The organism is Vibrio sp. SCSIO 43132, assembly GCF_019904195.1.
Lineage (GTDB): Bacteria > Pseudomonadota > Gammaproteobacteria > Enterobacterales > Vibrionaceae > Vibrio > Vibrio nigripulchritudo.
In genome coordinates, this window is the sequence record NZ_CP063200.1 from 1,328,447 (window position 1) to 1,354,127 (window position 25,681).

21 protein-coding genes are annotated in these 25,681 nt (G+C 44.4%); 13 read left to right on the forward strand and 8 right to left on the reverse strand.

The features are described 5' to 3' along the window. Positions 1-162 precede the first annotated feature (162 nt). The 3 genes from INR79_RS24170 (at position 163) to INR79_RS24180 (ending at position 4,477) form a co-directional block, all read left to right on the forward strand. A complete protein-coding gene (locus INR79_RS24170; protein ID WP_022590575.1) occupies positions 163-1,503 on the forward strand; it encodes an MFS transporter in 1,341 nt (446 codons plus the stop codon). A gap of 78 nt (positions 1,504-1,581) precedes the next feature. After that, complete coding sequence (pyk, locus tag INR79_RS24175) at positions 1,582-3,039, forward strand: pyruvate kinase (RefSeq protein ID WP_223097297.1); 1,458 nt, start codon at positions 1,582-1,584, stop codon at positions 3,037-3,039. Positions 3,040-3,397: 358 nt separating this feature from the next. Continuing rightward, entirely contained in the window at positions 3,398-4,477 is a 1,080-nt protein-coding gene (locus INR79_RS24180; RefSeq protein ID WP_223097298.1) for a ketoacyl-ACP synthase III, read from the forward strand. Positions 4,478-4,538: 61 nt separating this feature from the next. On the opposite strand, the gene INR79_RS24185 is transcribed toward INR79_RS24180, so the two are convergent. Beyond that, complete coding sequence (locus INR79_RS24185; protein ID WP_223097299.1) at positions 4,539-5,459, reverse strand: aminoimidazole riboside kinase; 921 nt, start codon at positions 5,457-5,459, stop codon at positions 4,539-4,541. 352 nt (positions 5,460-5,811) lie between these two features. On the opposite strand from INR79_RS24185, the gene INR79_RS24190 reads away from it, so the two are divergent. The 3 genes from INR79_RS24190 to INR79_RS24200 all read left to right on the forward strand — a co-directional run bounded on the left by INR79_RS24190 (position 5,812) and on the right by INR79_RS24200 (position 10,521). Next, the gene (locus INR79_RS24190) at positions 5,812-6,105 is read left to right on the forward strand and encodes an ArsR/SmtB family transcription factor (protein WP_004398956.1); all 294 of its coding nucleotides are present in this window, start codon (positions 5,812-5,814) and stop codon (positions 6,103-6,105) included. 61 nt (positions 6,106-6,166) lie between these two features. Next, positions 6,167-9,478 carry an efflux RND transporter permease subunit gene (locus INR79_RS24195; protein WP_262415421.1) on the forward strand — a complete coding sequence of 1,104 codons (3,312 nt, stop codon included), beginning with the start codon at positions 6,167-6,169 and terminating at the stop codon, positions 9,476-9,478. After that, entirely contained in the window at positions 9,475-10,521 is a 1,047-nt protein-coding gene (locus INR79_RS24200) for an efflux RND transporter periplasmic adaptor subunit (RefSeq protein ID WP_223097300.1), read from the forward strand. Before INR79_RS24195 ends, INR79_RS24200 begins: the two co-directional genes overlap by 4 nt. Before the next feature lie 40 nt (positions 10,522-10,561). Here INR79_RS24200 and INR79_RS24205 read toward each other — a convergent pair whose 3' ends face one another. The 3 genes from INR79_RS24205 to INR79_RS24215 are packed head-to-tail and all read right to left on the reverse strand — an operon-like array spanning position 10,562 to position 12,935. Continuing rightward, a complete protein-coding gene (locus INR79_RS24205; RefSeq protein ID WP_223097302.1) occupies positions 10,562-11,488 on the reverse strand; it encodes a biotin-dependent carboxyltransferase family protein in 927 nt (308 codons plus the stop codon). Next, positions 11,479-12,180, reverse strand: a complete 702-nt coding sequence (locus INR79_RS24210; RefSeq protein ID WP_223097304.1) for a 5-oxoprolinase subunit B family protein — start codon at positions 12,178-12,180, stop codon at positions 11,479-11,481. The genes INR79_RS24205 and INR79_RS24210 overlap by 10 nt, the downstream gene beginning before the upstream one ends. Positions 12,181-12,191: 11 nt before the next feature. Then, on the reverse strand, positions 12,192-12,935 hold the full coding sequence (locus INR79_RS24215) for a 5-oxoprolinase subunit PxpA (protein ID WP_022561429.1): 744 nt from the start codon (positions 12,933-12,935) through the stop codon (positions 12,192-12,194). 209 nt (positions 12,936-13,144) lie between these two features. Between INR79_RS24215 and galE the strand changes: the two genes are divergently transcribed. Then, on the forward strand, positions 13,145-14,158 hold the full coding sequence (gene galE / locus INR79_RS24220; protein ID WP_022590586.1) for a UDP-glucose 4-epimerase GalE: 1,014 nt from the start codon (positions 13,145-13,147) through the stop codon (positions 14,156-14,158). A gap of 434 nt (positions 14,159-14,592) precedes the next feature. Here galE and INR79_RS24225 read toward each other — a convergent pair whose 3' ends face one another. Beyond that, a complete protein-coding gene (locus INR79_RS24225; RefSeq protein ID WP_223097306.1) occupies positions 14,593-16,707 on the reverse strand; it encodes a TonB-dependent hemoglobin/transferrin/lactoferrin family receptor in 2,115 nt (704 codons plus the stop codon). A gap of 287 nt (positions 16,708-16,994) precedes the next feature. On the opposite strand from INR79_RS24225, the gene INR79_RS24230 reads away from it, so the two are divergent. Continuing rightward, positions 16,995-17,927: a LysR family transcriptional regulator gene (locus INR79_RS24230; protein WP_004401238.1), complete on the forward strand. Its 933-nt coding sequence runs from the start codon at positions 16,995-16,997 to the stop codon at positions 17,925-17,927. On the opposite strand, the gene INR79_RS24235 is transcribed toward INR79_RS24230, so the two are convergent. Next, positions 17,879-20,560, reverse strand: coding sequence for a bifunctional acetate--CoA ligase family protein/GNAT family N-acetyltransferase (locus tag INR79_RS24235; RefSeq protein WP_223097308.1), 2,682 nt, complete (start codon positions 20,558-20,560; stop codon positions 17,879-17,881). The genes INR79_RS24230 and INR79_RS24235 overlap by 49 nt on opposite strands. Before the next feature lie 277 nt (positions 20,561-20,837). On the opposite strand from INR79_RS24235, the gene INR79_RS24240 reads away from it, so the two are divergent. Next, entirely contained in the window at positions 20,838-21,440 is a 603-nt protein-coding gene (locus INR79_RS24240) for an SPOR domain-containing protein (protein WP_022561434.1), read from the forward strand. A 187-nt stretch (positions 21,441-21,627) separates the two neighbouring features. Beyond that, positions 21,628-22,635, forward strand: coding sequence for a D-alanine--D-alanine ligase (locus tag INR79_RS24245; RefSeq protein WP_223097310.1), 1,008 nt, complete (start codon positions 21,628-21,630; stop codon positions 22,633-22,635). Here the strand turns inward: INR79_RS24245 and INR79_RS24250 are convergent. Then, positions 22,619-23,299: a tyrosine-type recombinase/integrase gene (locus INR79_RS24250; protein WP_262415422.1), complete on the reverse strand. Its 681-nt coding sequence runs from the start codon at positions 23,297-23,299 to the stop codon at positions 22,619-22,621. The genes INR79_RS24245 and INR79_RS24250 overlap by 17 nt on opposite strands. A gap of 376 nt (positions 23,300-23,675) precedes the next feature. On the opposite strand from INR79_RS24250, the gene INR79_RS24255 reads away from it, so the two are divergent. Both INR79_RS24255 and yciH read left to right on the forward strand, forming a co-directional pair. Continuing rightward, complete coding sequence (locus INR79_RS24255; protein ID WP_022561437.1) at positions 23,676-24,026, forward strand: DUF3319 domain-containing protein; 351 nt, start codon at positions 23,676-23,678, stop codon at positions 24,024-24,026. A 34-nt stretch (positions 24,027-24,060) separates the two neighbouring features. Then, entirely contained in the window at positions 24,061-24,372 is a 312-nt protein-coding gene (gene yciH, locus INR79_RS24260; RefSeq protein WP_004404856.1) for a stress response translation initiation inhibitor YciH, read from the forward strand. A gap of 317 nt (positions 24,373-24,689) precedes the next feature. Here the strand turns inward: yciH and INR79_RS24265 are convergent, their stop codons facing one another. Beyond that, a complete protein-coding gene (locus tag INR79_RS24265) occupies positions 24,690-24,962 on the reverse strand; it encodes a hypothetical protein (RefSeq protein WP_223097314.1) in 273 nt (90 codons plus the stop codon). Positions 24,963-25,351: 389 nt separating this feature from the next. On the opposite strand from INR79_RS24265, the gene INR79_RS24270 reads away from it, so the two are divergent. Continuing rightward, positions 25,352-25,681 carry a hypothetical protein gene (locus INR79_RS24270; protein ID WP_223097316.1) on the forward strand — a complete coding sequence of 110 codons (330 nt, stop codon included), beginning with the start codon at positions 25,352-25,354 and terminating at the stop codon, positions 25,679-25,681.

The window sequence follows — 25,681 nt, forward strand, 5'->3', positions numbered from 1 at the left end:
TTACCGACTTCGGAATTCCCATTATTGACCCGCCCGAATCATCGAAATGAGTCAAAACTGCCTCAATTCGCCATTTTTGAGCTTGAAACCGTGTTTTTGGATGATTCGCTCCGTCAACAGAATTTCGTCTGAAATCGACGACTCACTTGAACGGAGCACAATATGCTTAATTTCTTTAAAACTCGACCGGACTTACCGTTATCGGATGGTTCAAAAGAGGCAATGCAATCTCGCTTTAAGCGCTACCAATGGCAGGTATTCCTAGGGCTGGTATTTGGTTACGCCGTTTTCTACGTTGTAAGGATGTCCTTAGGCGTAGTGAAAAAACCCATGCTCGATGCTGGGATAGTATCCATAGAAGAACTGGGGATCATGGGGTCTGCGTTCTTCTTCACTTATGCAATTGGTAAGTTCTCTAACGGATTCCTGTCCGATTACGCCAATATTGGACGATTTATGTCGTTCTCTTTACTTCTTTCTGGTTTAACCGCCATTGTTATGGGGCTCAACACCACCGCCTTTTTCTTTGTTTTACTTTGGGGCTTAAACGGATGGTTCCAGTCTGTAGGGTCTGCACCTTCGTGTGTTTCTTTGTTCCAGTGGTTCTCGCCAAAACAACGAGGCAGCCGCTACTCCGTGTGGGGAGGCTCTCGTAACATAGGTGAAGGTATTACCTGGATCCTAACGGCAACGCTGGTGAGCTATCTGGGTTGGAGAGCCGGATTCATCGGTGCAGGTATCGCAGCCATTGCCGCCGCACTGTGTATGTTCCTGGCACTGAAAGACCGTCCTCAGACTTACGGTTTGCCGGATGCCGCAACGGCATTTGATGAAGAACCAGAAATCAAAAAGCAGAACGACCCGACTGAAACACGCCGCGCTCAGCTTTTCATTCTGAAACAACCAACGGTGTGGCTGATTGCAGCAGCGTGTGCGGCGATGTACATATCGCGCTACGCAATGTCTTCATGGGCGGTTCTCTATCTTCAGGAAAGCAAAGGCTATTCACTGATTGACGCAGGTTTTGCAATGTCTACCTATCCAATCGCCGGTCTGGCGGGAGCCATTCTATCTGGCATCGTTTCGGATAAGCTGTTTAACGCAAACCGCCATATTCCTACTTTGCTATACGGGATTGCCAACATCGCAGGCATGTGCTTGATGTTCTTCGGACCAGATAACCGTTTCATTGATGCCGTCGCATTGGGTCTTATCGGTTTTGCAATTGGTGGTCTTGTTGTGTTCCTTGCAGGTCTTACTGCTTGCGATCTTATGCCTAAAAACGCGGTCGGTGCGGTTAAGGGATTCATTGGATTGTTCTCTTACATTGCAGCATCTGGTCAGGAAGTGGTTTCGGCGTCTCTGATTAAAATCGAAGAGATTGATGGTGTGAAAACCTATGACTTCAGCCAGGCACAGTACTTCTGGCTTGCGGCTGGCGTTGTGTCGCTGCTGCTTGCGCTGACGGTGTGGAACGCGAAAAAAGTCACTGATATCGACTAATCAACCAAAGCTGGGAGGAGACTCCCAGCTGACTCATTTTATTTCTCTTTTAGATTATTCGGTTACAGGAACTCAAAGATGTGTAAAACAAAAATCGTCGCAACACTTGGTCCCGCCAGTCAGGATGAAGGTGTTCTATCGAAAATGCTGGATGCGGGCGTAAACGTTGTTCGTCTTAACTTTTCTCATGGTACGGCTCAGGAACATATTGAAAAAGCTAATCTAGTAAGAAAGCTCGCCAGGCAAAAAGGGAAAACCGTTGGAGTGCTTGCCGACTTGCAGGGACCTAAGATTCGAATTTCGACCTTTTCAGATTCAAAGGTCCATTTGGTGCAGGGACAGACATTTTTCTTGGATGCGTCATTAGGTGACCAGCAAGGCAACGCTGAGCGGGTTGGTCTGGATTATCCGGATCTAATCCGAGATCTCGAGACAGGGAATATTTTGTTGCTTGATGACGGTCGCATTCAGTTAAAAGTGCAGGAGCTTGATCCAAATCGTTCTTGGGTAAAAACCGAAGTGCAGAATTCTGGCGTTTTGTCAGATCGTAAAGGCATCAACCTTCTGGGCGGTGGTCTTTCTGCTCCTGCATTAACTGATAAGGACATTGCCGATATTGATATTGCGGCTGCTATTCAAGCAGATTTCATTGCGATTTCTTTTCCAAGAAACGGCGCAGATATCGATTACGCTCGCTCATTGATCAGAAAAGCTGGCTCCCAAGCTGATGTCGTTGCAAAAATCGAGCGCGCAGAAACAGTCGCAAGTAATGAAAGCATGGACGACATTATCGCCGCTTCCGATGCCATCATGGTGGCAAGGGGCGACTTAGGGGTAGAAATTGGCGATGGGCGGTTACCGACGATTCAAAAGCGCCTAATCAAACGAGCAAGGCTGGCGGGCAAACCGGTAATTACTGCAACGCAAATGATGGAATCTATGATTGAGAACCCATTACCCACGCGTGCTGAAGTGCTCGATGTTGCCAATGCCATCTTAGATGGGAGCGACGCCGTTATGCTCTCTGCAGAATCTGCGGCTGGGAAATACCCTGTTGAGTCGATTGAAGCGATGGTTCGGATTACAGTGGGTGTAGAGTTTGACTCCGGTTCTTCGCAAGAGCACTGGGATGAACTTGATTCCTTGTGCGATAACCCAAACAAAAGTTTTGCCATTTCATCCATCATCTCAGCGACAAAAGCAAACAGAAAACTGGGCGTCGCCATTTTAACGAGCGACGGTCAAACGCCAAGACTTATGTCCCGTTGCCAGAGTGATGCACAAGTATGGGGGCTATCTTCTAATGAAAAGGTGTTAGGGAAGATGACCTTACTGCGTGGCGTGATACCCACTCATTTTAACCTGGCGCAGCAAGACGACTTATTGGAATCTGTTACCCAAATGCTGTCCGACCATACCATTCAGTTCGATTTAGAATCGCTGCTTATCGCGAAACTGTCGAGCTTGGAAGGACAGGGGGAAGTAAACACATGCTGGATGGTCAATCTTGGCGCGACAAATGCAATACCAGCATAAAGAATTTGTAGTAAGTGTAGGGCTTTCTACAAATACGTTTTGCAGCGAGTACATGGCTCCCCCTAACACCATGTACTTGTAGCAAGACATTTGCATTGTTAAAGGCTCACAATGCGCAATAGCATCGTTACATTCCTAAAGTATTGATGTTTGAGTTAATGACACCCTTGCTCCACAAGGTTTGACCCGCATTTATGCGGGTCTTTTTTGTTTTTTCTCTATTCAAAGTTAAAACTCATATTTCATAGTCAAAAGTTTACACTTCTGTGAATTTATATATGCTTGAAAGGTAAGCATGCAACAGTAACTCTGTTTAAAACTTACCCAACCATAAAACTAAAATTACAGGTGATTTTACATGCAACCGTATTTTGCAGAAATTACAGGGTGGGGGAAATGCCTGCCTCCTGCCAAGCTCTCCAACCAAGACCTGAGTACATTCCTTGATACTTCTGATGAGTGGATCCGTACCCGTACGGGTATTGAAGAACGCCGCATCAGTCATGTTAATACGTCTGACCTCGCAACCGTAGCGGCTCAGCGAGCCATTGCGTGTGCAGGCATCAACGCTGAAGATATTGACTGCCTTATCGTCGCAACGTGTTCTCCTGATACGTTAATTCCAAATATTGCATCCAAAGTTCAGACCAATCTTGGCATCAAAAGCTGCGCTTCATTTGACTTAAATGCCGCGTGTACCGGGTTTGTATATGGGCTGGAAACGGCGACCCGTTTGATTCAGGCAGGCAACTATCAACACGCACTGGTGATCGGTGCTGAGCGGCTGACATTTTATTTAGACTGGACTCAACGCGATACTGCCGTTCTGTTTGGTGATGGTGCCGGTGCGGTTGTCTTAAGCAAAACCGATAAACCGTTGGGTTTGCAACAAGCGCAGCTTGGGTGTGACGCTGAAGGACGCGATATTCTGGCGGTTCCTAAGTACGGCACAGCAATGGATCGATTTGCTGCGGACAACGGGTACTGGGAATTTAATTTTGTAGGCAAAGAGATTTTCAAACGCGCTGTACGCGGAATGGGTGCTGCCGCTCAAACGGTATTAAAGCGCTCCCAACTGAATACCAATGACATAGACATCGTCATTCCACATCAGGCTAATGTGCGTATTATTCAAACCTTGTGCGATCACGCGGAAATCGCTCAAGACAAAGCATTTGTGAACATTCACAAGTACGGGAATACATCCGCGGCAACAGTCCCTATTGCATTATGTGAAGCTGTGGAATCAGGAAAAGTGAAGCCGGGCAGTGATATTCTGACAGCGGCATTCGGAGCAGGATTGACCTGGGGTGCCGGGCACATCAAATGGGGTGACAGGGTAACTCCATTGCAAGAAAGTAATGCAGAATTACCTGATTGTGATTCCACTGCACTAGAACTGCTTTCCGAAGCTATAGAGCATTGTAAAAACAAATAGCAGAATTAAAAAATCAGCCGCTTTAAGCGGCTGATTTTTTGGTACTCAATCTGACTTCAGGTTAATTTATAAACTCATTTAGTGCATCAATGGTTGGCAATGCCGTCATTGCGCCTTTTTGAGTGGTTGCCAGCGCTCCACACCCATTCGCCCATTTAACCGCATTTTTGGCATTGTCTAACTTAGACCAATCTTCAACCTGAGCCAGGTAAGACAGCAGCCCCCCGACAAACGCATCACCAGCTCCGGTCGTATCAACAGGAGACACGGCTTTTCCGCTTATCAGCTCTTTACCTTCTTCAGTAACCAGCAGCGCACCTTTTGCCCCCTGAGTCACCAGAATCATAGGTAGCTGATACGTCTTTAAGCTATCAAGCCCCTCAGAGATTGAGGCCTTCCCCGTCAAAAATGCCAGCTCATCATCAGAGAACTTCACAACATCCGACATTCCAATCGCTTTCAACACAGTTGGGATGATGTCATCCTGGTTTGCCCATACTTCGTGACGAAGGTTGGGATCAAAGCTGACATATCCACCAGCTTGCTTCATCTTTTCCATAGCAAGTAGCGTCGTACTTCTCGTTGGCTCGTTTGCTAGTGCGATAGAACAGATATGAAGCCAGTCTCCCTGCTGAAACGCTGGAATGTCTTCAGGTTGAGTGAACTGATCCGCACTGGGCTTCACCATAAAAGTAAAGCTTCGCTCACCGGAATCATCTAGATCGACAACGACTGTTGATGTTCTTCGGGCAGGGTCGAGCTTTAAAGGAGTAACATCGACACGTTCAGACTCAAGGGTTTCACTGAGGAACTTACCAAAAGGATCGTCACCAACCCGACCAAAGAACCCGCTATCCACACCAAGTCGAGAGATTGCTACAGCGACATTGGCAGGAGCACCGCCAGGGCACTTTAAGTACGTCATCTCAGTATCTGGAATCAAATCCACCACTGCATCCCCAGTAACCCAAACCTTACTCATTATCTATTCCTTTAAATAATTATTTTCATATTGAAGCTAACCAATTGGCTCAGCGCAAACAAGCAACAAAAATGTGTGATTAGCATTTAGCTTGTCTTTAAGAATATAAGGCAGGCGGAAGCGTGTTAAGGGCAGGAATGTATAAATATGACTCAGATTTTTTAAATTTTCCTGAAAAGCCATCCATATATGTGACACTGTCACGCATATCATTTAACCCTCATAGCCTTATTGATATTTAGGTAAAACTAATATTGATAAAACTATTTTAGTTTTTTCTCATATAAGTATTGACTACAAATATAATATTAGTGCAATCTAAATTAGATTTATTTGAAAGAGAAGGTTTAATATGAATCTTGACCAAATGAGAACAAATTCTGCTGAAGTTGCCGAAATTCTAAGAATCCTCTCTCATCCAGAAAGACTGTTGGTACTTTGCCAGCTAATGGAAGGAGAGTTGGGCGCAGGGCAATTGCAAAACAGCTCGACATTAAGCCAATCAGCATTTTCGCAGCACTTAACCGTTCTCAGGAAGCACAATCTGGTGAAGGTACGAAAAGAATCTCAGCAAGTCTTCTATTCCCTTGCCGATGAGAGAATAGCGGCACTCATTCATAACCTACATAAGGTTTTCTGCGAGTAATGGCGAGAAACATCTCAACCCACTCATCACCTTCAAGCGGAAATATTCAAAAGGACAGTCAATGAGAGCCAGTTCTTCGCAAGGCTTTGTTCATTCGGTAATGAACAGTTTTTTCCCGCCAATACTCATCGCATTTGCCTTGATACTTGGTGGCATCGCGCTGTGGCTAACACCTAAAGAGGAAGATCCACAAATAGTTGTTCCAATGGCTGACGTACTGATTGATGCCCCCGCTCTCAGTGCGAAGCAAGTTGAAAAGCAGGTAACAGAACCTCTTGAAAAACTACTCAGCCAAATCGACGGTGTAGAGTACGTTTATTCTGCGTCCATGGAGAATAAGGCGCAGGTCATTGTGCGTTTCTATGTAGGCGAGAATCGCGAAAATGCTCTTGTTAAACTGTATAACAAGCTGTATTCCAACCAGGATACAATCCCTGCTTCCGTCTCAAACTGGGCTGTTAAGCCGGTAGAGATAGATGATGTGCCTATCGTTGTCGCTGCACTCTACTCAACGGATCCCGATGAAATTGGAACCTATGAGTTAAGGCGGATCGCGACACAGGCAACCCAGCGCTTAAACTCGCTAGACGACACCAATATCGTGAAAGTCACCGGAGGTCAGTCTCGGGTTGTAGAAGTAGCACTGGATGCGTCGGCGATGGCGAGCCGAAAAACAACTATCGATGATTTACAACGCGCATTTAACGTAAGCCATGCCAAACAAAGTGCCGGGTATTTACATCAGCAGGGACAGGTCTTCTTACTAGAATCCGGGCAGTTTTTCCAAAACGCTCATGAGATCAGTCAGTTAGTCGTCAATGTCATTGATGGTAAACCCGTCTATTTAGGGGATGTGGCAACCATTACTGATGGTCCGGAAGAAGCTTCTACAGACACCTGGATTCAATACGGTCATGGCGATTTCCAATCCTATCCTTCTGTTTTTATCTCCGTAGCAAAACAAAATGGTTCCAACGCCGTAGGTGTTGCCAACGAAGTGCTTAAAGAGTTAAACACACTCAAAGCCGAGCAATTTCCAGAATCAGTTAAACTGGATATCATCCGAAACTATGGTCAGACAGCCAGCGACAAGGTCAACAACTTAGTATCGAGCTTAGGTATAGCAATTGTCACCGTTGTGGTGTTTGTCGGCTTATTCTTGAACTGGCGCAGCGCATTGGTGGTGGGTATTGCCATTCCTATCAGCTATGGTGCAGCAATTGGTATGGATCTCGCGTTTGGGTACTCCATCAACCGAGTTACGTTGTTTGCGTTGATTCTTGCTCTTGGTCTGATCGTGGATGATCCTATTGCCAGTATCGACAACATTGAGCGTTACCTAAAACGCAAAGACTTGTCGAAAACCAAAGCCATTGTTCTCGCAATGGGGGAAATCCGTTCAGCACTTTTGATGTCCACGGTGGCTATTGTTATCGTGTTCACGCCGATGTTCTTCATTACCGGGATGATGGGGCCCTATATGGCTCCGCTGGCGTTTAATGTGCCCATCTCAGTAATATTCAGTACCCTAGTTGCATTCCTAATCACGCCTTGGCTTGCCCGAAAGATCCTTCGTGCTGCGCAGGACAAGGGGACATACAACATTGAATCTACTTTGCTTTATCGCGGTTACAACAAGCTGCTTTTACCTTTGCTTGAATCGCGGAAAAAGAGCTGGGTATTCCTGGGAATCGTCGCGATGCTGTTTGTTGGAGCAGCCATGTTACCCGCACTTCGACTGGTACCCTTGAAGCTTCTACCTTACGACAACAAGAATGAGTTCCAGTTGATCGTCAACATGCCAGAGAGCACTGACTTTGTTACCACATCAAATGCTCTGCGTGATTTCTCAAGCTATCTGGTTGAGCAACCGGAAGTGTTGTCGGTTTCTGGGTTTTCTGGTGTTGCTTCACCAATGGATTTCAACGGCATGGTTCGTCATTACTTTATGCGAGACCTACCACACCAGGGAGAGCTACGAGTCGTTCTTGTTGATAAAAATGCACGCAGTTTTCAGTCGCATCAGATTGTGACCCGAATCAGAGATGACATTGAATCAATCGCTACCAAGCACAATGCGAAAATTCAACTGGTGGAAGTGCCTCCCGGTCCTCCGGTCATTGCGACCCTGACAGCCGAAGTATACGGTCAGGAAACGACGTCATACGAAAGACTGCAACAACAGGCTTTCAATGTTATCCAGCGTTTAGAGCAAGAGCCATTTGTATCCGAAGTCGATAGCAGTATTGAAGAGCCGACAGAAGTCTGGCAATTCATCGTAGATCGGGAGAAAGCAGCGTTGTCTGGCATTTCCACCGCTGACATCAACCAGACCATACTGGCTGCGAATAAGGGGATAAAACTGGCCAACCTGAAAATGGAGAGAGAAATCGATCCTCTGCCAGTAACCATTAAGCTTCCGATTTCGCAGCGTGATAATCTCACTAACTTAGAAGCGCTTTATGTTCGTGGGCAGACAGGAATTGCGAAACAGAATGTGAAGGGAAGTCTGGAAGATGCACCTCAACCGCTTGTCCAGTTATCCGAGCTGGGAAGATTTGTTAAGCGCACTCAAGATCAGCCTATCTATCACAAGAACCTTAAACCTGTGGTTTACGCTTATGCCGAATCCGCGGGGCGGGTACTGGGTGAAATCGTTGCTGATGTTATTGCAGACCAAGGCAAAGCCTACTCGAATGAATCAAGAGCGCTGGGCGAGAGAAGCTACTTAAGCAATGGTGGTAATCAAGGCTGGTCAGTGGATGACGATATTCAAGTCGTTTGGAGTGGCGAGGGAGAATGGAAAATTACCATAGATGTGTTCCGTGATCTAGGAATTGCCTATGGCGCGGCGTTGCTTGGCGTATTCATCGTCATGCTCATCCAGACTGGGTTGCCTGCGGTTTCTGGCATCATCATGCTCGCGATTCCTCTAACCGTTATTGGTATCATGCCGGGGTTCTGGTTCCTGAATCTTCTTGGAGATGACATTAATGGCTACCCAGATCCTGCTTTGTTTACCGCAACAGCCATGATTGGAATGATCGCACTTGCCGGGATTGTAGTTAGAAACTCCTTAGTTCTTATTGAATTTATTCAGCAATCTCTAGCGGCGGGTAAACCTCTTAAAGCGGCTTTAATCGAATCCGGCGCGGTTAGAATGCGCCCGATCTTACTGACGGCAGGCACAACATTGCTCGGAAATATCGTGATAACACTGGATCCGATATTTAACGGTCTGGCTTGGGCAATCATATTCGGAATAACGGCATCAACCATATTTACTTTATTAGTCATCCCAGTGGTTTATCACTTGGCGTATTCAAATGTAGAAGGGCATGGTCTGCCTGTAAGCAACGAGGAAGAATCATGAAATCATCAAAACTCCTGTTAGGGATCAGTCTTTTTTCAGTGCTGATCGTATTGTTTATTTTCATGGCTGGTGGTTTTACAGAAAAAGTGAATCAGAAAGCACTGACCACAACAGATACTTCTGACATAGAAACCGTCACCTTGAGGTATCAGGAAACGCCTCAAATCAGAGAATTTACGGGCACAGTGATTGCCGATCAAAAAGCTCAGCTTTCTGCACGTGTTACCGCGAAAGTAGTTGAGGTGTTGGTGGATATAGGTGACAGCGTTACCAAGGATGATGTCATTATGCGCCTTGAGAGTGACGACCTTGATGCCCGAGTACAGCAAACAGAGCAGGGGCTATCTTCCGCTCAGGCTAATCTGAATGCTACGCGTAAGGAGTTTAAGCGGATATCAGAACTGGTGGAAAGGAAGTTACTTCCGCAATCAGAATTTGACCGTGTGGAATCCCAGCTTGAAACGGCAAGAGCCGGTTTTAAGCAAGCACAAGCTGCGGTAAAAGAAGCAGAAACAACGTTTGGCTTTAGCATTATTACCGCACCTTTTGATGGCGTGGTAACTCAAAAGCCAGTCAATGAAGGGGATACTGCCACACCAGGTGCTTTGTTGGTTTCCTTATACAACCCAGAATCATTGCAACTTGAGGTCAATATTTCTGAGTCTTTGATAGCAAGTATTGCAGTGGGTGATCAGCTTAACTTTAATTTGCCAACTTCAAGGCATACAGGGCGGGCAAACATCGTTGAAATTTCACCTTCCGCAGATCAGTCCTCACGCAGTTTCTTGGTTAAGCTTGCGTTACCTGTAAGCCCTTCAGTTTACCCTGGGGTGTACGGAAAGGTACATGTACTTAGCCACAGTGAATCTGTTTTGACTCTGCCTGAAAACAGTGTGTATCAGGTTGGGCAGCTCGACTATGTACGAATTGTCGAGGAAGGAAAAATCAAAACTCAACTCGTTCAGCTTGGACAAAACAATCAGGTAAGAAAAGGACTTCATGAAGGGGATGAAGTGATTCTAAATCCATTGAAATTGAATTAGAAAGTAAAACGGAAGCGACCCAATCGGGTCGCTTTCTTGTTTAGTATCCAAAAAACCTTGCCCACTTACACCAGACTTTCTGTAGTCCTTCCAGATCGCCTTTTACAAACTGGATTTTCTGACCGGGCTTGGCTTGCGCAAGTCTGGGCAAATCAATTCGGGCAACGCAGCCTAGTTTTGGATAACCGCCCAGAGTCTGCCTGTCATTGAGCAGAATAATCGGATTTCCATCCGGTGGAACCTGAATGGATCCCAGAGCAATACCTTCAGATATCAGGTTTCCACTTGGAGGATTGATGGTATCTCCCTCCAGGCGATAGCCCATGCGGTTACTGTTCTGACTAATTGAAAACGATCCGCTATACAGTTTTCGCAACGAATCCGGATGGAAGCTTTTATTCTGGTAACTCTCGATAACACGCAAGGTCAACGGCAGGTTGTAGTCAGGGATGAACCGGAATGTGACCTGTTTTGAGGTCAACTTCGTTTGCTCATCGGAGAATTCAACTTGATCCCCGACTTCCAGCGCACTTCCATCTTGCTGCAATCCGCCAACCATTTCCCTTTGAACCGTCGAAGCACTCCCAAAGTGGGGGGTACATTTGAACCCACCTTTTATTGCAAGGTAAGCCCTCAGACCGTTACGTGGTAACGAAAAAGAAAGTGTCTGACCGCGTTTTATCCAATGCCTTGACCAGTTTGCCACGGGTATTTGGTTGATTCTTGGTTGCAAATCGCCGCCGCAGATGGCAATCATGGCGTCTTGCTCAAAAGTAAATAACGCCTGGCCAAGAGTGATTTCAATCGCAGCGGTGTTAAGGTCGTTACCCAGTAAGTAATTAGCCCAGCTAAAAGCATAGTCATCGACCGGTCCACCTTGCGTTAGCCCCAACTGGCTACACCCATATCGACCAAAGTCCTGAATAAGAGAAAGTTGCCCAGCTTTAGTAACCGCCATTACACCCATTGTTCACCCCCTAAAGAAACGAACTCTTTCTCTGTAATTGAGTAGAACTGAACAACATCACCAATATTGATGTCAGATGTTGAGTCCGGATTTTTGGAATCCCAAAGTGGTGTTGGACAGTTCCCGATAATGTTCCAGCCACCTGGGGAACGGGATGGGTAGACTGCCGTTTGATTAGATGCGATACCGACACTGCCTGAAGGAACAAATACTCTGGGAGTATCATGCCTGGGTTTGGCGATTTCATTCGGTACTTCAGCTAAGAATGCGAAACCGGGAGAAAAACCAATGGCACAAACCCGAAAGGAACTCTCTGTATGCAGCTTTATCACATTGTCAGACGTGATTGCGGCAAACTCGGCAACAGCCTTTAAGTCTGGTCCGGTATCTCCACCGTAATAGACTGGCAACTTATGTAGGGTAGATTTGCTCTCGATAGTAAAAGCCTGACTTTGCTCGTTCAGCAAACTTCGCAACTGAGTAATAAACTGCTCTTGATGGACTCGAAACGGAAGATAATCAATCAAAATAGAGGTGTAGGAAGGGGTGACATTCATAACCTGATCCGAAAATCTTCCCGCAATGCATTTCGCAGCCTCGCCAATAAAAGGGGCTAGCTTAGGGTCAATACGACTACCGAAATACACAATAAGACTGCACTCAGCGACAGGCTGGATTTCAAACTTTATCATTTCAGTCTCTCTTACAGCGCCGCTAAGCTTTGGGATATTCTTTGGACCATGGCAACGGATTCAGGGTTATCACCATGAACACAAACCGTGTCCGCTTCAATCTGAATCTTGCTGCCATTGATACTGGTGATGCTGCCGTAACGGGCAAGCTGCATCACCTGATGATAGATATCATCTTCCTTGTGGTACACGGCATCAGGGTGACTGCGAGGGACGAGAAGTCCGTTGTCTAGGTAGGCTCTGTCGGCAAATGCCTCAAAGAGTAGGGGAACATTAAACTGATCCGCAAGGTCAAGATATCTAGAATTATCGGTGCCAGCCAAGATCATAACAGGCAAAGAGAAGTTTTCAGCTGCCGCCAGAATGCCAACAAACACTTCTTCACTTTTCATCATGTCGTTATAAAGCGCGCCATGGGGCTTTATATATTCAACTTTAACGCTATTGAGGTTAGCGAGAGATTGAATTGCTCCAACTTGGTACACCACATTGTGTACGATTTCATCCTGTGACATGGGGATACTTCTGCGACCAAACCCATTCAGATCCGGGTAGCCCGGATGGGCACCAACGCTAACCCGGTATTGCTTTGCTAACTTTAGGGTGGTGGACATAACATTCGGGTCGGATGCGTGAAAACCGCAGGCAATATTTGCCATATCGACCCATGGCATTACTTCTTCGTCTAAGCCCATCTTCCATGAACCAAAGCTTTCGCCCATATCACAATTTAGTTTCAACCTTTCCTTGGTCATTTGTCTGCTATCCCACTGATGACTTACCGTTAAGGTTAATTGTATTCCATTAAATTGAGAAGCTTTAGAGCCCGAGTTTCATTTTTGCTAACAATTCAATAAATTTGCGGAAGCTTTTTCTATAAAATCCAATTACTTTGAGATATGAGACTACAAATCGCCATGCAGGTTAAGTAGAATTACGTTAATTACACCATTTAGGAAGAACCATGAAAGTACTTGTTACTGGTGGCATGGGCTATATCGGCAGCCACACTTGCATTCAAATGATCGAAGCTGGCATGACGCCAGTGATTCTAGACAACTTGTACAACAGCAAATCCAGCGTATTAGACCGAATTGAAAAGGTTTCTGGAACCCGCCCAGTTTTCGTAGAAGGTGACATTCGTAACAAAGACCTTCTTGTTAAAACCATGAAAGAGCACAACTTAGAATCCTGTATTCATTTTGCCGGGCTAAAAGCGGTAGGGGAGTCGGTAGAAAAGCCGCTGGAATACTACGACAACAATGTTCATGGCACTTTGGTCTTGGTTGAAGCAATGCGCGAAGCTGGTGTGAAGTCATTGGTATTCAGCTCTTCTGCTACTGTGTATGGTGACCCGGCTTCTGTGCCAATTACGGAAGATTTTCCAACTAGTGCCACTAACCCGTATGGTCGCAGCAAACTGATGGTGGAAGAGTGTTTAACCGACTTCCAAAAAGCAAACCCGGACTGGAGCATTACACTTCTTCGTTACTTCAACCCGGTAGGTTCGCATCCGAGTGGCGACTTGGGCGAAGACCCGCAAGGCATTCCAAACAATTTGATGCCTTTTGTTTCCCAGGTTGCAGTTGGTCGCCGTGAGTTTTTGTCTGTTTTCGGCAGTGACTATCCAACAAAGGATGGAACGGGTGTCCGTGACTACATTCACGTGATGGACTTAGCAGACGGTCACTTAGCAGCACTCAATGCCGTTGGCAGGAAAAACGGTCTGCATATCTATAACTTAGGCACAGGTAATGGCTACAGTGTTTTAGATATGGTTAAAGCCTTTGAGAAAGCAAGTGGTCAGGAAATTCCTTACAAACTTGTAGATAGACGACCAGGTGACATTGCAGAATGTTGGGCTGATCCAAAGAAAGCAATAGACGAGCTAGGCTGGAAAGCAGAACGTTCTTTAGAACATATGACTGTAGATACCTGGCGATGGCAGTCACAAAATCCGCAAGGCTATCAGGATTAGCAAAATTGATAAAAGAGGCTTTCGAGCCTCTTTTTTGATCTGAATCGATATTTTTCGTAAAAATCTCGTTAAGGGGTTTCGTACATTCTATAACCTGCTAGAATAAGTCCGAAGCTTATTTTTGAACGTTAAAAAACAGTTTGTTAACGATTCATTGAACATTTTCTAATACCACTTTCAGGGGACACTGATGGAGCTAGCGCTTATCATCACTTTCATCATTGCAGCAGCTGTAATGGTTAAGAAAGAGATGGCAGAAAACAAATAATATCGAAATAATTCAGTCACTTTTTGATAGCCTTTTTGAATATTTCGAACTTGATAAAATCCAGCTTAAAGCTGGATTTTTTGTATTTAGCCATTTGCAAATTTGTTCTTATAAACGCAAAAAAGACCGATTTCTCGGTCTTTTTCTTTTGCATCAAATATTAAGCTTAGAAATCGTATTTTGCAGTAATCGCAAAGTTACGTTCTGGTTGTGATCTATTCACATCTTCTGCAGATAGAGAGCGAACATCATTCCAGTTGTAGTACTGTCTGTCTGTTAGGTTAAATATGCCAGCTCGTAACGTTAGGTCTTGAGTAGGCTTATAGTAACCAGTTACATCGAAGATAGTTGCAGACGTCATATCAAACGAAGGACTTGAAGATGTTTTCTTACTTGCTGTGTAAACCATTTTTAAAGACGTACCCCAACTATCAGAAGGACTGTCGTAGTTTAACTTCGCCAGAGCTTGCCAAGGGTTCACAGAGTCAAGTCTTTCACCTTCGCCATCACTGCCTTCTGTATAAACACCCGCAATACCAGACTTGAAGCCTTCAGGAAGACCTAACACAGCTGACAGGTTTTGCTTTGAAGAAAGCTCCACACCCTTAATAGTCGCTTTATCAACATTTACGTGCTGGAATACGTGAGGAACCGGACCACCTCCAGCCTGAACAGTTTTAGACTCAATAAAGTTATCGTAGTCGTTGTAGAATACGACAAATTCAGTGTCAGCATTTTCAAAGCTAGATCTTAAACCTAATTCGTAAGAGATACTGGTTTCAGCTTTCAGATCAGGGTTAGGGATGTTTTTGTATTTAAAGAAAGGACTATTTAAGTTACTGAATGAGTAAAATAGTTCTTTGAAGTTAGGCGCTCTGAATCCTTGGCTTACTTGTGCAAAAGCTTTATGGGTCTGATTCAACTCATACACGGCTCCAACTCTACCAGTAACTGCAGAATCACTGTATTTAGTGTAACTATCTGGTGTGTATCCACCGGAGTTCCCAGTGGCGACATTGCCATTAGGATCCGTATTGTAAGAGTCAAATCTAATACCTGGAGTCAATCTCAGCTTTCCATCCAGCATTAACATGTCGTCTTGCAGGAATGCGCCATAACGTTGCTCTTTAGCATTTGGCATGTAATAAACTGTTTTATCCGCGCCAATACTATTAATCTCATCGTTTTGGTTATGGATGTCTTTGTTTTTAAATGACACACCGTAGACAATGAAATGATCAATGCTTTCACCTGAGATGAACTTATCGCCCTGTATCTCGCCTTGGAATCCGCGTTCACGATAAATGTAGTCTTTATGTTGGACGTTTCCGTTTGAGATCTTTGTACGGTGGGTGTCTGATTTCTCTTTTTGACTAACCCAATCCACATGCCAAACTAAATTGTCAAAAAGAGCTAAATTTGTATTCCATGTATGTTTGATTCCAAAGCTCTGTGAGTCAGAAACATCATGACCATTGTACGGTTTGTATGATTTATTGGTAACATCTGTCTTAGTGTCACCTTTCACATAGCTACCACGGACTTCGAATGAATGTGATTCATTCAGATCATATCCAAGCTTAACTAGAAGATTATCAGAAGAATAATCTTGGTTGTCTGGCTCACCGAAGTTGTTTAACTCATTACCATCTTTACGGGTATAAGCAACTAAAGACTCAAGGCTGCCAGAGCGATTTGCAAGAGCAACTGATTCACTGAATGTTTTATCAGCAGAGTGATAACCTAGTTTAACGTAGCCGCCAAAGTCATCACCTGTCGGCTCCAAAAAGTCGGAAGCGGATTTAGTTGAAAATGCAACGATACCCGCTATTGCATCACTACCATATAGACTTGACGCTGAACCCTTTACAACTTCAACAGATTTGAGCATTTCAGGGTCGAAGTTCAAACGCCCAGATCGGATAAAGTCACCGCCTGGATCGTACTGGTCTGGTTGAATTACACCATCAACAACAATCTGTACACGGTTGCCCGAAAGACCGCGGATATTAATACCTTGAATACCTTGGCGACCTGCGTTTTCGATCGTAACACCTGGTGTGTAGTCAAATACGTCAGCGATATTGTTGGACATATTTGATTCAATTTCGGCATCGGTAATCACTGCTACAGACGCTGCCACATCTTCAAGGGCCTGGTTTGTTTTTGTAGCAGTTACTACGACAGTTTCATCAACTTGCTCGTTTGCCAAAGTAGGCGCAGAAAGGGCAATTAAGATTGAAGCCGTGAGCAAAGGCTTCTTAAAGTTAGGTTGCGACATTTTTGTTTTTCCATGAATCGCTTTAAATGGTGCGAGGATTGTAATTGATCAAAATGATAATAACTATCATTACACTTCTCATTACGATACGAAAACAGCTAATAGAGGAAATATGCAAATACGCTAACTCTTTGTTTTAATTTCAGTATAAAGTTCGGTATTCGAAGTGTAAGAAAGCGTAAATTTTCAGTATTCGTGATCTTAATCACGCTTATCTAACGCGTTAAAACAATGAAAAGTAAGGTGTCGTATTGTAAATAGGATAATCCTCAAACAGAGATCTCTTCTTGAACAGCCCAATCACCTTAGAAGCATTGCATATTCTTGATGCAATTGACCGTCGAGGCAGTTTCGCAGCGGCGGCAAATGAATTGAACCGAGCGCCATCTTCTCTTAGTTATCAGATTCAGAAACTAGAACAGGATCTCGACTTAGTTATCTTTGACCGGTCCGGGCACAAAGCAACATTTACTCACGCGGGTAAGTTGTTGCTGGAAAGAGGTCGCATGCTTTTAAGCGCGGCAGAAGATATGGTCTCTGATGCGAATGTTCTGGCTCACGGGTGGGAGTTAGATCTTACCATCGCTCATGATGGCATTGTTCCAGGTAATACGTTTTTTCCATTGGTCGAGCATTTAGGTGCGGTAAGTAAAACCAGAGTAAAGTTACAGGAAGAAATTCTGGCGGGGTGCTGGGAATCACTCGCTTATGATAGAGCAGATCTTCTTATTTGCCCAAAACCAGAAGTTTACCCGCAGGATGTAAAAGCAGAGCCAATAGGCACCATGTCAATGACTTGGGTTGCGGCTTACGATCACTATATCCACCAGCGAAAAGGCGAATTCGACAATGATTCGCGCAGTCACTACAGAGCCATCGTAATTGCAGATACTGCCCGCGAAGCTCCGGCGCTAAGTAGAAACATTCTAGACGAACAGCCACGTTTAACCGTTACAAGCTTCCATGCAAAAATTGAAGCTCTGATTGCTGGATTAGGTATTGGTACAATTCCGACACATATCGCCAATGAAATGATCGAGAAAAAGCTGCTTCGAAAAATAGAAGGGACAGAAGATGCCCCTGTTGAAATTGTCCTTGCGTGGCGAAGAAACAAAATGGGCAAAAGTAAGTCCTGGTGTATTCAATACATCAAGAAGAACTGGAAAGTCGATTACTCGTTTAAAGGCAGCCTCATATCCGCAATGCCGTCTTCAAACTGAATATCGAGCTCGAATCCCATTTTTTGAGCCAACATGAGCATGCCTCGGTTAGTAGGCATGGTCATTCCGGACATTTGTTTGGTTCCACGCTCTTTGCAGTAGCTTATTAATTTTTCCATCAAAACTCGCCCCAGACCCATACCTTTCAGATCAGAACGCACCAAAATGGCAAATTCAGCGTCGAAGTTTTCTGGGTCAGAAAGTACCCGGGCAACGCCTATAATTCGCTTTTCTCCCTCAAAGCTTTGTTGCGCGACAAATGCCATTTCTCGGTCATAGTCGATTTGGGTGAAATTGGCCAGCGCCTCATGATTGAATTCTCCAACGTCGCTGAAAAATCGCTTGTACAAATCTTCTTTGGAAACATTGGAAATGAATTCAGCGTGGTCGGGTTCATCTTCTGGCAGAATAGGGCGGAGTAGTACATCGCTACCGTCTTTAAGCTTTACTTTTTCTTCATGCTCCACGGGATAAGGTCGGATGGCGAGTCTTTGATGAGAGCTTCCTTCAAATTCGCACAACGTCAGATCGGCATCCAAGATGGTAAAGTCTTCTCCATTCGCCAGCACTGGATGAATATCCAGTTCACGTATCTGTGGGCAATCTATGACCATCTGAGAAATGCGGACTAAAAACTCACTTAGCCCATCAATACTCATAGGGTTGGGTAGCTGCTGAACACGTAATTTGTTTCGTTTGATGGCTCGGATAATCAGATAACGAGCTAGCGTCATGTTTAGTGGAGGAATGGCTGCCGTGGCATCCAGCGCCTCGTTCCATTCCGATCCACCTTCACCGATCAGTATGACCGGACCAAAAGTCGGATCAGACTTCACTTTAATCCTGATTTCCTGAGCACCGGCGCGGCTTGCCATGCCTTGAACCAGCAGACCATGAATTCTGGCAGACGGGTAGGTGAGAGAAACTCGATCCAATATCGACTGAGCAGCCGAAGCGACCTCGGCACTGTTTCTTAGATTCAGCATAACGCCTTGCACATCGGACTTATGCGCAATATCTGGCGAACGCAGCTTAACTGCAACAGGATAGCCAATCTGCTCGGCGATATGCACAGCTTCACTCTGATCGCTGGCAAGCCAGGTTGGAAGCACCGTAAATCGATATTGTTTTAGTAAAAAGGCAATCTGGTGAGTATCGAGAGTGGTACTTCCTTCTGACAACTGTTCATTTATCCAGTTACGCGCCAAATCCACATCATTCAGTTCTATTTGCCCCGCAGAGGCTGGGGTTTCCATCAACTGTTTTTGGTTTCTACGGTATTCCACTAAATGCATGAATGCAGTGACGGCGCTTTCAGGTGTTCTGTAGGTTGGAATACCTGAAAGCGTAAACAGCTTTCTGGCTTCTTTTGTACTCTGCTCACCACACCAGTTGGTAAGAATATTGAATCGCTTATAATTGGGATGCGATTTGACGCAATCAATGATCGCTTTTGCTGTATCGGTTGAATGAGCGACAGCAGATGGACTGTGCATAATAAGCAGAGCATCAAACTCGTCGCCGTCCATCAGAGTATTGATGGTATCGATATATCTCTGGCTATTGGCGTCACCGATCATGTCTATGGGGTTACACCCCGACCAGCTTGAAGGCAGGTGACGGTTTAACTTTTCAGTGGTCTCCTGACTCAGTTCCGCGAGTTTGCCCCCTTTGTCCATCAGCGTGTCAATCGCCATGATCGCAGGACCGCCGCCATTGGTAACTATCGCAAGACGTTCCCCTCTGAGGGGGACTGAGTGAGTCAAGGTTTCTACGGCGGCAAACAATTCATGTGTATTTTTTACCCGCAGCATACCGGAACGTTGAATCGCAGCATCATAAATCACATCAAGGCTTGGGACACTTCCGGTATGAAGGGTTGCCGCTTTTTGCCCGGCGATAGAACGACCGCCTTTTAAGACCAGAATCCGACGGTTTCGACTAGCCGCACGAGCAGCTGACATGAAGCGTCTCGCGTCTTTTATGCTGTCTACGTAGAGCAATATGGCTTCGGTTTTACTGTCTGTACATAAGGTATCCAGCAGTTCATCGAAATCGACATCCGCTCCGTTCCCTATAGAAATAAAAGCTGAAAAACCAATCTGCTTGTCGTTCGCCCAGTCGAGTATTGTTGTACACACCGCCGCCGATTGCGAAATGAACGCGATTTTTCCGGGCAGCGCGGTTACTGGTGAGAAAGAAGCGTTAAAGTTATGCCAGGGTAATATCAGACCAAGGCTGTTAGGGCCTAGGATTCTTACGTTAAATCGTTTAGCAATCTCAAGACACCTAGATTCATAAGAGATGCCTTCGGCGTCTTTGCCATGCATATCGGAGGAAAGAATGACGACCGCACCTACACCTTTTCTTGCAATTTGCTCAAACAACTCGACATTACGATCAGCATGAGTACAGAGAATGGCAAGGTCGGGGACGATGGGTAAAGACTCAACATTCGGATAAGCTAGTACACCGCAAACCGATTTATACTTGAGCGTAACAGGCATGATTGCGCCCTGAAAACCGCTTTGGAGAAGGTTCTTCATAACGATTTCACCAGCTCGGTAGGGCTTCTGAGAAGCGCCAATTACGGCGACAGACGTCGGTTTTAGCAGCTTATCCAGTCGGTTCATTCACACCTCAAATACGTTTAAGCGGTTGATTAGACTCACCGCATAGTAAAGCATCCATGTTTATTATCGCTGATCTGAATACAGCGGATGTGATCTGTCACAGCAATTGGTGTTGTCGGTTCCACAATACTCGCAAAAAGTTTCAACACTTTGGTTTGACACGTGAATTATGTGGGAATCGTCACGAGATAGTTTACAATTAATCTAGAGCTGCACTTGATTCTCTTTGAATCAATGTGCATGATTTGGAAAGAATTAATTAGCGTAATAATGACCCATGAAAAAGATATCAATTATCAGTCTCTCTATGCTGCTAGCAGCTTGTGCATCGGACACGTATGAAAAAGAAGTGACATCTGAATCCTACAAAGAGGATTACAAGGTAGACTCAATACAAGCTCCGATTACTCAGCAAGCACAAATAAAAGAAGAAACGGTGAAGGAAATCATGCCTATGGCAGAAAAACCTGATACCGCTATGGTGGCTGCTGCACCAATGCAAGAAGAGAAAAAAGTGGTGAAACTTGCGCCAAAACCTCAAGTTCAAAAGAAAAAGATCAAGATTCTTCCTCCAACAGACAATCAGCTAAAATCGAATCCTCGTTACGGTTATACGATCCAAGTAATAGCATTGGACCGTGAAAGCAAGCTTGAGCACTTCGCAAAACGCCTGCCTGTGGGTCAGCCAATCTGGGGTAACTACAAGCAAGTGAAAGGCACTAACTGGTACACCATTCTTTATGGTGACTACGCAACATCAGCGGAAGCTAAAGCTGCCATCGCTTCACTGCCAGAAGAGTTCCAGAAGCTTAAACCTTTCCCGAAAAGTATTGATGCGATTAAAAACTCTGAATATCCGGTAATGGATAAGCTAAATTAACAAAGAAGGGCGTCAGCCCTTTTTTGTTGCTCATCACTTTGAATTTAACGTTTAATATTTACCCAACGTCGCGGGCTATTGCGCTAGCAGTAACCGTTTAGACGAGATTTGACTCAAAAATTACTGATAATTAATAGTCAAACTATTAGAATATTGGCATGCAGTTTTTCATGGAAAGAACCCATCAATGACTAGAAAAAACATCCTTTTGCTATGCGGCGGGGGCTCAAACGAACATGAAGTCTCGTTAGTTTCCGCAAACTATGTTCAGCAACAACTTCAGTTAGATCCAAGCTTCAATGTCATTCGAGTTGAAATGACTAAAGACGAGTGGCGCCTAAGCTCTGGAGAAAAAACTGAGCTGGACATTTCGCATTCAAATCTTAAAGGTGAATCTCACGAAATTCATATCGACTATATCGTTCCTTGCCTACATGGTTTTCCGGGCGAAACTGGCGATGTTCAGTCTATCTTTGAGCTGGCAAAAATTCCATATCTTGGCTGCGGACCAGAAGCGAGCATCAACAGCTTCAATAAAATTACCTCTAAGTTATGGTATGACGCATTAGGCATTCCAAACACGCCATACGTTTTCCTATCTTCAAACAATGAAGATGCTCATGAAAAGGCAAGAACAGCATTTGAAGAGTGGGGAGTTTTATTTGTAAAGGCTGCGCGTCAAGGATCTTCAGTCGGATGTTACAAGGTCACGGAATCAGCAGAAGTAAGTGAAGCAGTAAACAAAGCGTTCACTTTCTCGGATCAGGTATTAATCGAAAAAGCCGTGAGACCAAGAGAGTTAGAAGTCGCAGCGTTTGAACATAACGGCGAACTGATCATCTCAAAACCTGGAGAAGTCATCGCACCAGAGAATGGGTACTACACATACGAAGAAAAGTATGGAGCAGACAGCCATTCACTCACGGTAGTTGAAGCAGAAGGGCTGACCAACGCACAGATAGATGAAATTCAGTCATATTCCAGAAAAGTCTTTCTTCAAATGGGTTTGAAAGATCTCTCCAGAATTGATTTTTTCCTAACTGAAGATAATGAAATCTACCTAAACGAGGTGAACACCTTCCCAGGTATGACGCCAATCTCCATGTTCCCTAAAATGGTTGAACACCATGGCATCAGCTTCAAGGACTTCTTGAGTAACGCTATAAACAATGCCTTATCTAATCCCACGGCTTGATCGAGATAAACTTTAATTTTTCAGCACTGGATTTGCCCGTTCTTCCAAGATATTGAGCGGGCATAACCGGGCTCAACCAACGCCCAAAATCTTGAATATCTTTAAGGCGGTATCCTTGAGAAGCAAGTTCCTGCGCCGCACCAACTCGACTAGATTGCCCCGATAGCCTCTGATTTTCAGACAAGCCAAGCAAATCACTTGCCCTACGAAACACGCGATAGATTGAAGAATCGTCGAGCCTGGAGTCATAAAGGTTTTCGTGTTTATCGATACGACAAAAAGGGATGCCCGTCGTATTGTGGCTCAACCAACGTTTCAATGTCGTCGAAGCTTGAGAGCTCAATTCATACACTTTGTCTTCCACCTGTATATGAGCAAGACTATTAGCGTAAGAAATGTCTTCAAAACCGAGTTGCCTTAGCTCTGAACGCTTCAAAGCACATTCAAACATCACGTGATAAATCGCCAAGTCACGCATATCTTTAAGCAGAATTGAGGGGGAAAGCAGTGTGTGCAGTTTGTCTAGATACGCCTTGGTAAAGGCACTTGCGCTTTTAACGTCTTCACTTTTGGATGCGCGAAGCTCGTTCAACAGAAACTTTATCTGGCGATGGTTTGCCGGGTCTTTCAAGTCGTGAATTTTGTGGATGGTTCCAATCGTCAACGCGAATCTTTTAATGGATGGAAATTTTTTCTTTTTACTCTCAGTACTAAGAAACAACCTGGTGGCGGTGACAGAAGCGGGCAGGGGAGAAACATGTCTATCTTGGCAAAACGCTACGAACGTATTCCAATCGTTAAGCATGGATTTCAAGGAGTTAACCGAGTAACACCCTTGAGTCAAGCTGTCTAGCATATCTAAGTTAACTGCATCGGAAAATTGCCTTATGCTTGCAGTCTTAATTTCTAGATTTGTGATCGGAGTGATATTTTTTCTCAATTTAACGCACCATAACCATGCATTTGTTAAGTAATTCTACTTGCGAATCCAAGGATTACAATTATTATTAATAGAAACAAAGAACTAAGAGTTCACTATTATGGCAAATAGCATGCATCGCGGATTTACTTTGCAGTCATCTAATGGACAGGTCTGGCAAGTAAAGATTAAAAACAGAGTACTTTCTGGAAGCTTAGCATCTGTGAAAAAGAGCATTGACTGGTGGTGTGAAACTGCGTCACTGATTGATCCGAAGGAATTCGCTTCTCTTGAAGCGAAACCCGTGGCAGCTGGAACTGAAGAGAACTATAACGGTTTTCAATTAAAAAACGATACTGGTGCACCTAACGCATGGTACTGTTTTTTCAATGGTCGCCTAATCAAAGGTGGTAAGCTGGCTATTCAGAAACACATTGATGCGCACTTGGCTGCCGCCGCCAAAAAAGGCTAAAATACTCAACACTATTTGAAATCGAGAAATTGAAATGTCTCTTGTATATTCAACAGAAGTTGGAAGAATTAAAGCCGAAGAAGCCAAGCCAGAACGAGAAAAAGGAGACGGCATTGTCCGTATCCAACGCCAAACAAAAGGCAGAAAAGGCAAAGGCGTTTGCATCGTAACAGGATTGGACCTTGACGATGCACCTTTAAAACTATTAGCAGCAGAATTGAAGAAGGTTTGCGGATGCGGTGGCTCTGTAAAAGATGGCAACATCGAAATCCAGGGTGATAATCGCGATAAGATAAAAGCGCACCTTGAGAAAAAAGGACACACCGTTAAGTTAGCCGGCGGTTGATAGAATTCAGAAGAAGTTAGAGCCAAGCAAAGCGCTTGGCTTTTTTGTGCCTGACAAACAGTTAATAGTATGGACTCACAGCTAATAGTCATTGCTTAATCTCTGATTAAAGAAATGACTATTAGCTATTTTATGGTAAATAGGATTATGGTTAAATTGCATGGCTTTTGAAGGGAAAGGGAGAGCTGAATGCATCAGAATCGACGTAGACTGACACTCCATTTAACATAAGATAGATAATGCGCACTAAGAACACCAAAAAAGAAAGCTAATAACTTAAATAAATCAAATGATTAGCTTTACTTTCTGTCAGATACCTAAGCGGCATCATATTTCTCTAGAATCTTTTCTAATTTCTCTACGACGCGTTTATTCTTGGAGCGTTCTGCAATGATGGATAACAAAACCAATTCAACATCTAAACCTAACAAATCAGCCACTTCGCAAGCGACTTCTTCACTCATTGTTCCGCCGTGGCGCCATTTTTGAACGGAAGTATGGTTTAAGTCTAAAAACTTAGCTACCTGCCTATCGCTATCTAATTGTTTTTCAACACGTAATTTATTCAACAACTGTAATGTCGTTATCATATTTTCCACCTCCATCGATAGCATAATTGATCATGGCGGTTGGTTGCTACCAGCCTCCAGAAAGTATTAAATGCGGATGTCGAAACCGAGATGGTTCTGATATCTATCAAATCGCTCCTTTCTCTGCCTGACATGGTGAGATATGAACGGCAGTTTAAGGAGCACCCGACTGATAGATGAATGAAACTACGGTGAGACCGGGTAAAAATTTGTTAGAACACAATAAGTTGAAATGCTATCAACTTGTTCATGAATTAAACATGAACTAAGCATTACATTCCGACTCTCTGTCCTCGTTGGCTCTAACAGATTTCTTTTAAATACAACTCGCAGACAAGTCTAGCAGGCTTATAAGCCTTTGACTTACGATTTTTAAAGGAAACGTCATCATGGAATCACCAAATTCCCTCGACTGGTCAAGTGTAACCAGCATAGAAACCGGACGAAAAGAGCTCACTGCCAAACAAGCCGCAAGCCGTATACAGCAAGCTCGAAAGCTTGCAGACCGTTGTCTAAACATCACCTTAACCACTGAACACGATGTCTTTTTCCAGTTCTCAGCTCATGTTAAAGAGCTTTCATATACAATCCATGAAAATGGATACAAAACTGATGATTTTTGTCCTCGTATATCGGTTTATTTGGATGACGAGACTAAGAAAGTAACCGATTTTTTTAAAGCCGCGAATGCTGAACTTGATGCACTGCTAGAGCTTTAA